Genomic DNA, 13,250 nt, shown 5'->3' with positions numbered 1-13,250 from the left:
TCCAGAATCAGCCTACCACTTGTCCCCGGTATATTCGCTTCTTGTGCTGGGGCTCCTCCCCGAAGCTTTCCTCTTTTTGCTCACGTTGATCTTCCATGATCGGTTGCCCCCGGTACGTTTTTGCTGCCGCATCTTGTTCTTCATCCTGTGTTTGCAGTTCTGGCACTCGTCTTTTTAGAGTTTCCCAAGTAAGTATCAGATGACGAGATCGAGTTTTGCTCGCGTAGTCGGCCAGGTGCTGCGCCAGGTCTGCTTCGTCGAAATGGAGCTTTACGCCAAATTCAGATTGAATCAGGCGCCGGCACTGGTGTGCTAGTTTTAGCAAAGAAGGGTCGAACAACCAGCTGCGTTCAGTCGCTATAGAGTTCATGGAAGGGCCTCACATCGGTGTCACTGCATCGGGTTTTATCCCGGACCTGCGGTTTAAAGCAGATTTCGTGCCGATCAAGCACTGTAGCAGAATCACCGGTTTGTGGGAGGCTGCAAGGGGAGGAACGCCCCGTTATTGTGCGCGTCATGCTAAATGCGAGCAGAAACAGGGCGTTGGATGCCAGCTTTCGAGGTTAGTGAGCCTCATCCCAGTTGTTACCTGTGCCGGCTTCAACCAGAAGTGGAACCTTCAGGCTGGCGGCAGCAGACATGCGTTGAACCAGACCTTTCTTGACCTCCTCCAGAAATTCTTCCCGCACTTCGATGATTAGTTCATCGTGGACCTGCATGGTCATGCTGGCATTGGTTGCGTGCTCTTTGCGCAGCCAGCTGTCTACCTCAATCATCGCCCGCTTGATGATATCTGCGGCAGTCCCCTGCATAGGCGCATTAATGGCAGTACGTTCGGCTGCCTGTTGAAGCTGCTTGTTACGTGCATTGATTTCAGGCAGGTACAGACGTCGACCGAACAGGGTTTCGACATAGCCATCGTCATGGGCCTGCTTCCGGATGTTGTCCATATATTGCAATACGCCCGGGTAGCGCTCGAAATACCGATCAATATACTGCTGGGCAACCTTGCGCTCCACATCCAGCTGGCGGGCCAGCCCGAACGCGGACATGCCGTAAATCAGGCCGAAGTTAATGGCTTTGGCGCTGCGCCTTTGATCACCGTTTACGTCTTCCAGAGCCACACCGAAGACTTCTGCGGCGGTTGCTTTGTGAATGTCCTCTCCATGTTCAAACGCTGTCAGCAGACCTTTGTCCTCGGACAAGTGGGCCATGATCCGCAGCTCTATTTGGGAGTAGTCAGCCGCGATAAGTTTGGAGCCTTCCTCCGCAATAAATGCCTGACGAATGCGCCGGCCCTGATCCGTACGTACAGGAATATTCTGCAGGTTGGGCTCTGAGGATGAGAGCCGCCCGGTGGCCGTAACCGCCTGATGGTAGGAGGTATGCACACGTCCAGTGCGGTGATGGATCAGCTCTGGCAAGGTGTCTGTGTAAGTTGATTTGAGTTTGCTCAGGCTGCGATGTTCGAGGATCAGTCTTGGAAGCTCGTGCTCGTGGGCCAGCTCCTGCAAGACAGGTTCTGCTGTCGAGGGTGCCCCTTTGGGAGTTTTTTTGATTACAGGCAGTCCCATCTTCTCGTAAAAAATGGCCTGTAACTGCTTGGGCGAGCCCAGATTAAATTTCTCGCCGGCAACGTCATGAGCCTCTTTCTCCAGCTCGGCCATTCGCTCTGCCAGTTCCTGACTGTGCTGGCGTAGAGTGTTGGCTTTTATCAGTATGCCGCGCTGTTCCATGCGGGATAAAACGGGCACCAAGGGGAGGTCGATATCCTCGTAAACTGACTGCAGCTTCCCGGTCGCGGCCAACTGTGGGCGTAGAACCTGATGCAGGCGTAGGGTTATGTCGGCGTCTTCAGCGGCATAGGGGCCCGCCTTTTCCAGCTCCAACTGGTTAAAGGTAAGCTGTTTGGCGCCTTTGCCGGCAATAGATTCGAAAGTGATGGTTTCTTCGTCCAGATAGTTCCTGGCCAGCGTGTCCATGTCGTGGCGGGATGACACGGAGTTGAGCACGTAGGACTCCACCATGGTGTCTTCAGCGATGCCTTCTAGGCAGATATCGTGGTTTGCCAGCACGTTTTTGTCGTACTTAAGGTTTTGGCCAACTTTCTTTAGGTTCGCGTCTTCCAGTAGCGGCTTGAGCTGGGCCAGAACTTGGTCGCGATCAAGTTGCTCCGGTGCGCCCATATAGTCATGACCAAAAGGCACGTAAGCGGCTTCTCCCGTTTCAATGGCAAAAGAGACGCCAACCACTTCGGCACTCATGTAGCGCAGGCTGGTGGTTTCTGTATCAAAGGCGAATAAATCGGATTGTTTAAGTCTTGCGACCCACTCATCCAGCTCTTTCTGATCGGTGATTACGCTGTAGCGCTTCTCTGTGGGGGCTGGTGCCGATGTCGCCGTGTTGCTTTGGTTGCCTGAGTTTTCATTCCTGTCCTCTCGGGTGGCTTCCGAAGCTTTGGCTTCTAGCTCAGCCGTCCAGCCGCGCAGTTCATATTCCCGGAAAAGCGCCAGTAGATCCTCATCATTCTGTTGTCTCTCTTGCAGGTCTTCCAAGCCGAAATCCAGTTCAACATCCATTTTGATGGTGGCTAGTTCCTGACTCAGAGGCAGGGTTTCTATGGCTTCCCTTAGATACTCGCCAATCTTGCCTTTGATCTCGCCTGCGTGTTCCATTACCCCGTTTAGACTGTCGTAGGCTTCCAGCCACTTTACTGCGGTTTTGGGGCCGCACTTATTGACGCCCGGAATGTTATCCACCTTGTCCCCAACCAATGCCAAATAATCAATGATCTGGTCGGGGCGAACACCAAACTTTTCGACCACGCCATCCCAATCCATACGGGTTTCGGTCATGGTATTAATCAGGGTTACATGGTCGCTAACCAGCTGAGCCATATCTTTATCGCCAGTTGAAACCACTACATCAATGCCCTTGCTAGTGGCTTCGTTGGCCAGCGTGCCAATAACATCGTCTGCCTCCACGCCGCCTACAATCAGCAGGGGCAAGCCCATAGCTTTTACCATTTGATGGATCGGCTCAATCTGTATGGCGAGATCTTCCGGCATGGGCGGTCGATTCGCCTTATAGTCTTCGTACAAATCGTGGCGGAAGGTTTTGCCCTTGGCATCGAACACCACGACCAGTTTGGAGCCGGGGAAATCCTGTTCCAAGCGCCTAATCATCGCGATAACACCTTTGATGGCGCCAGTGGGATGGTTTTTGCTGGTGGTTAGCGGTGGAAGTGCATGATAAGCACGGAATAAATAGGACGAACCGTCCACAAGCACCACGGGTGGGGTCTTTTGTTCAGTCATGTCAGCAGGAGTCCGGATTGTGATTGAAGCTAGGGTTGGCTTATGCAACTCTGTACTTAATTTGATGATCAAAAGGGTATCACGAAAATGAAACGAATCGCCTGCTCCGCACTTCTGCTTGCCTACGGCATTGGCCCTGCGTTGGCACAGGATAGCGGCGCTCTAGATGAGGCTGTTGTTGAAACGCCCAAAGAGCCGGTTGTGGTGTCTGATTACCAACCTTCCAGCGCTGGCCCACAGATTGTCATTCGGCCTGGCGACGATGAGGTTTTCTACGAGTATCGGGTGAATGGACAACTTGTGGAGATTAAAGTGGTGCCGGAAGTGGGGCTTGAATACTATCTGGTGCCTGCAGATGGCGGCGGCTGGGTACGAGAGACCGATTCCGACATGCTGGTTCCGAGCTGGATTTTGTTTCGTTGGTGAGTGTAAATCAGTGCTTGGGCTGAGCTGCAGAAATACCTATATGTCGAGTGCAAGTGCTTTTCGCTTTTAGTATGAACATTCTAATTTTTCTCCGTAACCTTGGGTACAGAATCAGACAGAGGCGTTTACCTTCGCGCTGATTGAGCAGGCCAAGCCGCGATCAGTAGCAGTGAGGGGAAGGTCTGGAATTACTTCTGTAAACCAAGGGGAATTGACATGGGTAAACTTAAAACCTATCAGCAGCAGCTTCAGGAAATCGTAGACAAGGGCATCAATGCAGCTGAAGAGCAGCAGAAGAAGCTTGCGGCCAAGCCATTCGACTACGCGGAAAAGATCGAGTCTGAAGCTCGTGAGTACAGCGTCAAGACTCTGCGTAAGCGTTACAACGGTTATAGCGACAGCCTTTTTGGCCAGCTGCGCACCCTGAACAGCCGCTTTGGTAACTTTGCTGGCGATCTTGTAGCCAAGCTTGAGAAAGAAGCCGCTGAAGGTGCAGATGCTGTTTCCGAAGCAGCAGGCGAGGTGTCTGAAGCCGCTCAAGATGCAAAGAAGTCTGTAACAGCTAAGAAGCCAGCAGCTAGCAAGACCACTGCAAAGAAGAAAACAGCTGCATCAGCCTAACTTAAGCTGACGTAGTGAGGCCGACACAGAGTTTGTGTCGGTGCTGAAAAAAAGGGGCGCCAAGTTTCGTTTTGGTGCCCCTTTTTTGGTTGTAAGCGGGTACTTCTGACGATTTTGATTACAGCGTATTACTTAGAAGGGTTGGCTGGTTCCAGCGATAGTGTGCGAGTCTCTCCGGTGACTTCTTCCAGACGTCTGATGTCTTTCTCGTACGTCTGTTTCATCGTCTCAATATCTTGAGCTTGCCACGAAATCTCCCGTTCAATATCGCGAATTTGGGATTCAAGGCGGCGTATTTTTTCGAGGGTTGCATCCGGTATTTTCTGGCCTGTGCGCTCCATATTCGCTGCACGGCTTTGCTCATTATCCAGTTGGCTGGATATAACAGAGATATTGCCCCGTTTGAGTTGAATCAGCCCTTGCAGTTCGCCCAGTTTGCGATGCATGGCCTTGATGGCTTGATCCGGATGACTGAAGCGTTTCAAAAGCCGCGTGTCTTTTTCGCGCTGAATGGCAAGCTCTTCTTGACGTTGCTTTTCGGCCTCGCGCGCGGCTATTTCATCGTCTGTTGGTGCTGGAGGAATGACTTCGACCACGCGCCCGTTTGAATTGAGGATGTCATAGCCGCGTTTCGTTGCTGGTTGAGGAATGGTGTTGCTGATTACGGTTCGGCCTTCTTCGTCCGTGTAGCGGTACATGCCAGCCTCTGCTTGGGTTGTTATGCCCAGCGCAAGAAAGAGTGCAGTGGCAGCGGCTGAACATACGGTAAGGCGTTTGTGCATCAGTCAGACTCCGTAGCGTTCCCGGTAGCTGGCAACCTTCGCGGCATGGCCAGAAAACTCCGGGTTGGTCTTAAGATAGTCCAAAACCTGTTCCAGGCGGATAATACTGACCACCGGAATGCCAAATTCGCTTTCTACTTCCTGTATTGCGGAAAGCTCGCCATTGCCTCGCTCCTGTCTGTCCAGGGCGATCAATACACCGGCAGGCTCGGCACCCGAGGCGCGAATAAGGTCGATGGATTCGCGAATGGCTGTGCCGGCTGTAATGACATCATCAACGATTAGCACTTTACCTTGCAACGGGGCACCAACAATATTACCGCCCTCACCGTGATCTTTCTTTTCTTTGCGGTTAAAAGCAAATGGCTTGCTCTTGCCCTCTTTGGCTAGCGCCATAGCCGTCACGGTTGCCAGCGGAATGCCCTTATAGGCAGGTCCGAATATAATGTCATAATCGAGACCGCTACGGTCGATGGCGGCAGCGTAGGCTTGGCTGAGCTGCAATAGGTCGCCTCCGGTGTTAAAAAGCCCGGCATTGAAAAAGTAGGGGCTAGTGCGACCGGATTTGAGTGTAAAATCACCAAAACGAAGTACATTGCGACGGATGGCGAATTCGATAAATTTTTGCTGATAGTCGTGCATGGCAAGGCTTCTGGCGGGTGTGGATCTTTTAATGACGCGTAAAAACGGTATCATACACACAAACCGAATCAGGGAACACGTATGCGGGTAGTATCAATCAGCGTCAATGGTCTTGCTCAGGCTGTTGATAAAGGTTTCTTCGACTGGCTGGCCGAGCAGGATGCAGACGTTGTCTGTGTTCAGGATCACCGTATGCGTGCCTATGAGATTGAAGATAAAAATCTCATCCCAGAAGGCTATGAAGCTTATTTCATTGACGGCGAAAAAAATGAAGACGGCGGCGTAGGGATTTACACGCGGCACTTTCCAAAGGCCATTATGTACGGCTTTGCAAATGAGTCTGCGGATCGTGAAGGGCGTTTTATTCAGGCCGATTTTGACAAGGTTTCGGTTGCCTCGGTGTTGGCTCCCTGCGCTCTTGGGCGTGAGGAGGAGTTGATCAGCGAGGATGACTTAACGGTGCTCGACCATAAAGATGACTTTATGGATGCCTTTGGTCTGCACATGCAGAAAACCCTGCGTAAGCGTCGTCAGTTTATTTTTGGGGCGAACCTGCAGTCGGCCCATCATGTGACAGATGCGAGCCCGCTTTACCACAGGTTTGATTTTTCAGGGTTTTTGCCTCACGAGCGTGCTTGGCTGGATCGCTTATTTGATGAAATGGGCTGCGTGGATGCGTTCCGTGATATCAATAAACAGAGCAATCAATTCACTTGGTGGCCGGAGCAGACTGAGGGTTCGCGAAAAAAAGCGGGGATTCGGGTGGATTATCAGTTGATGACGCCGGGTGTTCGCAAGACCATTAAAGATGGCTGGATTGATAGCACTACCCGTTTTTCGGATCACGCTCCAGTGATTATGGATTACGATATAGAGATTGGTATTTGAGCTAGACTGTCGCGTGTCCGGAGGGGGAGGCCTTTCCGGAACACGCTACAAGCGCATCCTTGCGCGCTCGACTCCGGCCGTCCTTGGCCGGAGACGGTCCCGGAAAGGCCTCCCCCTCCGAACCCGCTAAATTTTCCTAGCCCTCCAGTGCTTCTTTCTGCAGAACAAACAACTTCTCAATGCTCTGTTTGGCCAGAGCCAGCATACTATTCAGTTCTTCCTGAACAAACGGCGCAGCTTCTGCCGTTCCTTGGATTTCAATGAAGCCACCTTGATCGGTCATGATCACGTTCATGTCGGTTTCGGCTTCAGAATCCTCCGGGTAATCCAGATCAGCAACCGGGGTGCCTTTGTAGATGCCCACAGAGATCGCCGCGATCATTTGTTTCAGTGGTGATTTTTTCAGACGCTTGGTTTCAACCAGATGGTTGAGGGCATCTACCAGCGCAACGCAACCGCCGGTTATGGCTGCGGTGCGGGTGCCACCGTCGGCCTGAATTACGTCGCAGTCTATGGTGATCGTGTGTTCACCCAGAGCTTTCATGTCGACAGCAGCGCGTAGAGAGCGGCCGATCAAACGTTGGATTTCGACGGTGCGGCCGCCTTGTTTACCACGGGCGGCCTCGCGGCCCATGCGGCTGCCGGTTGAGCGGGGCAGCATTCCGTATTCTGCGGTAATCCAGCCCTGACCTTCACCGCGCAGGAAGGGAGGTACTTTGTTTTCCACAGAAGCAGTGCAGATGACTTTGGTATCTCCGAATTCCACCAGCACAGAGCCTTCGGCGTGTCGGGTGTAGTTTCGGGTAATGCGAATGTCTCTAGGCTGTTCTGGCGTTCTGCCGCTTGGACGCATAGTGATTCCTGATCGTTTAAATGAGTGTCCGGGTGCGTGGCTCCCGGTCGGATTGGTGTTTAGAAGTCGCGAAGTGTAACACGTAGGGCTCAGGTACTGGTGGGCCGGTAACGGCGGGCGTGTTGTTTGCGGTGGTGGTCGCGGCAAGTGATCGCGGCCTGTTAGACTCGGGCTATGCATAGAATGATCGCGCCCACTAACAAAAGCTGGAGCTCCCTATGATTAGAAGTATGACGGCCTTTGCCCGCAAAGATGTTCAAGATGGTCAGATAACCTTGACCTGCGAGATTCGTACCGTCAATCACCGGTATCTGGAACCTTCCTTCCGGTTGCCAGACGCCTTGCGAGAGCTTGAAAACCCGTTCCGGGAAGAGCTTCGAAAGCAGTTGAAGCGGGGCAAGGTGGATGTGTCGATTCGTTTGCAGTCCGCTGAGTCGGGTGTTTCAGGGTTTGAGATTAACGAGGATGTAGCCCATGCAGTCAACGAGGCTGCAAACCATGTTAATCGGATGTTGGACAACCCGGCGCATATCAATGCCTTAGATATTCTGCGCTGGCCCGGAGTCCTGTCGGTGCCAGAGCAAGACTACAGCTCGGCACGGGAAGCTGGCCTGAGCCTGTTCAAGCAAACGGTTGCGGAGTTGACCGTTGTTCGTGAGCGGGAAGGTGAGCGCCTGCGCCCATTATTTGACGAGCGGCTAGCGCAGATGAAGGCCTTGGTGGCGACCGTTCGCGAAGGGATGCCCGGGCTTTTAAAAGCACAGGAGGAACACATTCGTGAGCGTTTTCAAAAGGCCAGAGTGGAGTTGGACCCAGAACGGGTGGCTCAGGAAATGGTCATGCTGGCACAAAAATGCGATGTGGCAGAAGAGTTGGACCGGTTGGAGGCGCATATCAATGAGGTGACAGACACCCTCAAGCGCGATGAGGCCATTGGCCGTCGGCTGGATTTTCTAATGCAGGAGCTGAACCGGGAGGCCAACACCCTGAGCAGTAAAAGCATTGATGCTGACGTAACCCGTGCGGCGGTTGATTTGAAGGTTCTGATAGAGCAGGTGCGTGAACAGGTTCAGAATATCGAGTGATGTCTGTCTGTGTTCATAAATGTAATTAAGAGCCTGTTTTTTAAGGCTTGTGTATTAATATTGTCTATTGGTATACACCAAGATCTAGTTCAATCCGGCAGTAAATCGGGAGGTATAATAGGGAGCTCCGTCACCCAACGATCTAGGATCGAAGGGCCACGTTACAACAATTAGACGTCAATGCTCTAAGCTATCTTCAAAGTAACTTCTACCTCGGCACCCAGATATCGAACAGTACTGGCCATATTGGTGTGCCCTAATAAAAGCTGTACAGCTAGAAGATTTTTCGTCTGCTTGTAGATCAAGGGTGCCTTGCGTCGATGGCTACCCAAAAGGCCAATGATAGACCTACCTGTCTGGCATGGACCACAGATTCCAGCCAGAGCTTGTTACCACTTAGAAGTCGTAGCTCAGTGACAAGCGAAGGTTGCGTGGTGCGCCCCACCAGGCTTGGCTATAAAATCCAATCTGATCATGGTATTCCTTGTCTAATGCGTTGTTCAGGTTCAGTTGAGCACTGATATCCGGAGTAAAGTCGTAACGGGCCATCAGGTCTATCACGGTGTAACTGCCTTGGGTAACATGTGTTGTGCCTACCGGTCCTCGGGTATCCCGGTAGATGTCACTCTGCCAGCGCATGCCTCCGCCAAGGCGAAGCGGACGCCAATTTCCAGTAAATTGATAGCTGGTAAACAACTTGGCTTGCCGGCGAGGGTGTGCGGTATTCATTCGGTCCCCATCTGCATTTTTCGGATTTGCCAAAGTAAAGCTGGCGTTGAGGTTCCAGCCCGGCGCCAATCGCCCAACCAGCTCGGTTTCAAACCCCTCGACGGTGGCGCCATCGGCGGCCCGATAGGCTTGGGTGTCCGGGCGACCATTCACCGTTTCACCCGGAATTGCTTCACCCAGACCGTCCTGCTCACTTCTGAAAACGGCTACATTCATATCAAGTGCATCCGCCAACGTCGCTTTCAAGCCCGCCTCATAGTTGCGTCCGGTGATAGGATCAAGCAAAGAGCCGTTTGTAGAACGTACGTTCTGAGTCTGAAAAATTTCGGTATAGCTGACATATCCACTGAACCGGTGGTCAAAGTCGTATATCAGCCCGGCATAAGGTGTGAGTTCAGCGCTGTAGGAATATTTTCGATTGTCTCCAAAATAGCTCTGTTCAAGCTCCCAGTTGCTGAGGCGGATGCCGGCAACCAGATGCAGAGGATCGGCGAGCGACAATCGGGTGACGGCATAGGCACCGCTCTGAATCAACTTGCTGTCATCGACACTGTCGTATGCACCCCATACCGGTTCGGTAACAGGATCGCCCTGACCATCACGGTAGGCTCTGATGTCAGGTACGGTTCCTGCTGGGCCAGCCAGACTCATGTCGAGATCGTCCTGAGTACGTATCCAGCCGAAGGCCGCTTCATGCTCGCGACCAAAGAGTTCGAAAGGTCCCTCTGCCGTGAAATGCATATCCTGACGGCTGCGATCTCCCCGGTAGTTGGCAAAATATGGGGACATACCTTCACCGGTGTTCTTGTCCGGAAAACCGCTGCGGAAAAGATAGGTCAAACCGTAGTTACCATCGTCATAGCTGTAAGCCGCCCTGAGTCGCCAGTAGTTATCCAGAAAGTGATTCACGTCGATGAACGCCCGCGTGGTTTCATTGAAAAAGTGAGACCAGCGAGTGTTGTTTGAGGCTGAGCGATTAAAGTCGGTACGACTGCCGTCCGCATAAAACATAGGAAAGCCGCCGCCGGCGCCATCGGTTTGATTGTGCTGGTATTCAACGCCCAGACTGATATCCGTATCGGGGGTCAGTTGTGTGTTGATGACACCGTAGTAGGTTTGTTTGTCGTGCTCCATATTGTCGACATGGGTATCCTGTTGGTCGCGTACAGCAACGAAACGTGCTGCGGTTCGGCCTGAATCTCCAAGCGGGGTGGAGACGTCAGCCACCAACCGTCGCCCGTCCCAGCGCCCGAGATCTCCGCTGAGACGAGCAGCGAACTCCGGCAATGGCTTTTTCCGAATGAAGTTGACGCTGGCGGAGGGGTCACCGGCGCCGGTCAGGAGCCCGGTTGCACCACGAACAACCTCTATCCGGTCGTAAATGGCACTATCCCAGTCGGTATCGCCAAAGTTCCAGTAGCCCTGAATGGGCGTCATCAGACCATCGAACTGGTAGGTGCTGATTGAATACCCGCGGGCGGAATAGTTGAAGCGGTTGCTGTCGTTGCGGGTCATCGAGATGCCTGGTGCCTGGTGCAAAATCTCGCCGCTGGAGCCCAATCCCTGATCCTTGATCTGTTGGTGGGTAATCACACTGACGGCCTGGGGCGTCTCCTTGATGGATAGGGGTAAGCTCGTTGCGGTTGTACTGGCGCCTGGGGCATAGCTGTCGCGCTGCTCTGAATCAGCTGATAACTGGCGACCACTGACCACCAGCGTTTCCAGTTCAACAGGGAACTCTTTGGCGGAAACAGGAGCGCTCAACACCAGGGGAACGGTTAGCAGGCTGAATCGCCCAACCTGACGGAGTGCAAAAAAGTCAAGGAACATGCAGGGATATCTCCAAGCCACAAGGGATGATGCCATGTTTTGCACTTCACACCTTGCAAGATGCCAAGCCAAAATCAGTGGCAAATGGGAATGGTTATTTTTTAGCATTCCCTCGCAGTTGAGCTATGCCGAACGACAGGATGGCTATGCAGTTTGCGATGAAGTCAGCGAATCAGGGAGCTGGGGGCAATACCAAAGTGTTTTCGAAAGGCTGTTGTGAAATTGGTGGCATAACTGTAGCCGGTGAAATGTGCAGCTTGCTGTACGCTAAACCCCCTCAACAGATAGTCTCGTGCCATTTGCAGTCGCTGTTCTTTCAGGAAGTCGAATAGTGTTTGCCCGTAGCAGGCTTTAAATTTGCTGCGCAAGCTGCTCGGGCTCATGGCAGCCGTTTGGGCCAGTTCATTGAGGCTATACTCTGCTTGCGGATGGGCCACAATCCGATCCCGAACGCGTTCCAGACGCAACCGTTCCTTCGGGTGAATGCGAACCTTACACGTTGATGTGCATGGCTTATCGAGCTTCAGGCCTTGTGACAGGATTTGCAGGCTCAGGCCTTCGATATAGAGTTTTGCCAGACTCGTATCGTTGCGGAAGAGCTGTAGTCCCTGATAAAGGTGCGGGGGTAATCGCCAGGTAAACCACCCGTTGCCCCTGCGGATGGGGACTTGTAATTGATCTAGCGCTACATGGTCAAGGCTCAGGGTCAACACCCTGAGGTCCTGTCCAGCCTGTTGTAAGGCATCAAACTGCACTTCTTTTTCCAGACTCAGAGCTACGGCCATTTGCTCCGACAGTTCGATGGTCTCGCCCCTGAGGATTAGGCTGACACGCCCTTGCAGCACGATGATGATGTTAAGTGGGGCAGGGTCCAGCGAACTGGATTCGTAAGGTTCGATCACCCGAACATTGGAGCAAACCAGCTGCATGCCAGGACGCAACCGAAACTCTTCTACCTGACCTTGCAGGATATTGCCTGAGCCAGACCAGTCAGGAAAGCGGTAATCCAGTGCATACCTACTGCCAAAAGCAAGCAGATCCTGATACGTAAAAAATCGTGTGTCCAATGGCCCCTGAGAATGGCGATCTGGCATGAGGAGATACAATCCGCTGGCTGATTAGGCGTAATAATGATTCAACAAGGCCTATTATCCTGCCAGTAGTTAAAAGTGCAAATCTAAATGATTATCATGTTTTTTGGCGAGTGAGGGGCCGCCGATCTTCAAGCAGGGCGTACCCTTCTATCCCAGGCATGGTCGTACTGCCTGACTCGGGGTATCAGCATCGGGCAGCCCGCTTCGGGGTCTTGAATAATGCGAGCATCGAGGTCAAACGCTTCCCTCAATAACTGTTCGCTGATCAGTGCTGTGGGAGCCCCTTGTGCCAGTATTCGCCCCTCTCGCATTAGCAGCAGATGATCGGCATAGCGCAGAGCCTGATTGATATCATGCAACACGAGCACCAGAGTTCTGCCCTGCTGCCTCAGGGCTTTGCAAAAATCCATAACCGACAGTTGGGCTCGGATATCCAGAAACGAAGTGGGTTCATCTAGTAACAGGACTTCACTTTGCTGGGCCAGCACTAACGCCAGCCAAACCCGTTGCTGCTGGCCACCTGACAGGCTGGCGACCGGATGCCGAGCCATGCCGGTTAACCCGGTTGCCGACAGGGCGTTGGCAACGGCGCGTTCATCGTCAGGTGACCACTGCTGCCACAACGTTTGATGAGGGTATCGGCCCCGGCTGACCAGTTCCTGAACTTCGATTCCTTCCGGCAGTTCGGGTTTTTGCACCAGCAGCGCCAGTTGCCGCGCTCTCTCCTTGTTGCCCATGTCTGCCAGCGTTTTTCCATCCAGCATGACTCGCCCTTTGCTGGGGGGCAACACCTGGCTGAGCATCTTTAGCAGGCTGGACTTACCACACCCGTTGGTGCCCAGAATAACGGTGAGCCGCCCACGAGGAATATGAATGTTCAACCCGGCGATTACGGATTTTCCGGCATAGTCCAGATGCAGCTCTTGCCCTTGCAGAATACAGTCCTTTGGTTGCTTGGGTGTCACGGGGATCTCCTCGGTTTT

The 13,250-nt window shown here is 52.9% G+C and carries 12 protein-coding genes; 4 read left to right on the top strand and 8 right to left on the bottom strand.

Annotated features, from left to right (window positions below):
• Positions 1-7: 7 nt before the first annotated feature.
• The gene (locus KO508_RS00440; protein ID WP_216006394.1) at positions 8-370 is read right to left on the bottom strand and encodes a hypothetical protein; all 363 of its coding nucleotides are present in this window, start codon (positions 368-370) and stop codon (positions 8-10) included.
• Between the two features lie 193 nt (positions 371-563).
• A complete protein-coding gene (gene polA / locus KO508_RS00435) occupies positions 564-3,317 on the bottom strand; it encodes a DNA polymerase I (protein WP_216006393.1) in 2,754 nt (917 codons plus the stop codon).
• An 87-nt stretch (positions 3,318-3,404) separates the two neighbouring features.
• On the opposite strand from polA, the gene KO508_RS00430 reads away from it, so the two are divergent.
• Complete coding sequence (locus KO508_RS00430; RefSeq protein WP_216006392.1) at positions 3,405-3,743, top strand: DUF2782 domain-containing protein; 339 nt, start codon at positions 3,405-3,407, stop codon at positions 3,741-3,743.
• Between the two features lie 216 nt (positions 3,744-3,959).
• Entirely contained in the window at positions 3,960-4,364 is a 405-nt protein-coding gene (locus KO508_RS00425; RefSeq protein WP_216006391.1) for a hypothetical protein, read from the top strand.
• Positions 4,365-4,492: 128 nt separating this feature from the next.
• On the opposite strand, the gene KO508_RS00420 is transcribed toward KO508_RS00425, so the two are convergent.
• Both KO508_RS00420 and pyrE read right to left on the bottom strand, forming a co-directional pair.
• Positions 4,493-5,146 (bottom strand): DUF4124 domain-containing protein, encoded by a 654-nt coding sequence (locus tag KO508_RS00420; protein ID WP_216006390.1) that lies wholly within the window; start codon positions 5,144-5,146, stop codon positions 4,493-4,495.
• A gap of 3 nt (positions 5,147-5,149) precedes the next feature.
• Positions 5,150-5,788 (bottom strand): orotate phosphoribosyltransferase, encoded by a 639-nt coding sequence (gene pyrE, locus KO508_RS00415; RefSeq protein ID WP_216006389.1) that lies wholly within the window; start codon positions 5,786-5,788, stop codon positions 5,150-5,152.
• A gap of 81 nt (positions 5,789-5,869) precedes the next feature.
• Here pyrE and KO508_RS00410 point away from each other — a divergent pair, with 81 nt between their 5' ends.
• Positions 5,870-6,676: an exodeoxyribonuclease III gene (locus KO508_RS00410; protein ID WP_216006388.1), complete on the top strand. Its 807-nt coding sequence runs from the start codon at positions 5,870-5,872 to the stop codon at positions 6,674-6,676.
• A 136-nt stretch (positions 6,677-6,812) separates the two neighbouring features.
• Here KO508_RS00410 and rph read toward each other — a convergent pair whose 3' ends face one another.
• Positions 6,813-7,529 (bottom strand): ribonuclease PH, encoded by a 717-nt coding sequence (gene rph, locus KO508_RS00405; protein WP_216006387.1) that lies wholly within the window; start codon positions 7,527-7,529, stop codon positions 6,813-6,815.
• Positions 7,530-7,747: 218 nt separating this feature from the next.
• Between rph and KO508_RS00400 the strand changes: the two genes are divergently transcribed.
• Positions 7,748-8,614 (top strand): YicC/YloC family endoribonuclease, encoded by an 867-nt coding sequence (locus KO508_RS00400; protein ID WP_216006386.1) that lies wholly within the window; start codon positions 7,748-7,750, stop codon positions 8,612-8,614.
• Between the two features lie 396 nt (positions 8,615-9,010).
• Here the strand turns inward: KO508_RS00400 and fauA are convergent, their stop codons facing one another.
• The 3 genes from fauA to KO508_RS00385 form a co-directional block, all read right to left on the bottom strand.
• On the bottom strand, positions 9,011-11,173 hold the full coding sequence (fauA, locus tag KO508_RS00395) for a TonB-dependent alcaligin siderophore receptor FauA (protein ID WP_216006385.1): 2,163 nt from the start codon (positions 11,171-11,173) through the stop codon (positions 9,011-9,013).
• Between the two features lie 164 nt (positions 11,174-11,337).
• The gene (locus KO508_RS00390) at positions 11,338-12,267 is read right to left on the bottom strand and encodes a helix-turn-helix transcriptional regulator (protein ID WP_216006384.1); all 930 of its coding nucleotides are present in this window, start codon (positions 12,265-12,267) and stop codon (positions 11,338-11,340) included.
• A 128-nt stretch (positions 12,268-12,395) separates the two neighbouring features.
• A complete protein-coding gene (locus tag KO508_RS00385) occupies positions 12,396-13,205 on the bottom strand; it encodes an ABC transporter ATP-binding protein (RefSeq protein ID WP_436836607.1) in 810 nt (269 codons plus the stop codon).
• Between the last annotated feature and the right edge of the window lie 45 nt (positions 13,206-13,250).

It is taken from the genome of Marinobacter salexigens (assembly GCF_018860765.1).
Classification (GTDB): Bacteria; Pseudomonadota; Gammaproteobacteria; order Pseudomonadales; family Oleiphilaceae; genus Marinobacter; species Marinobacter salexigens_A.
The sequence above is the reverse complement of the archived record's forward strand: the minus strand, read 5'-3'. Positions and strand labels throughout refer to the sequence as shown.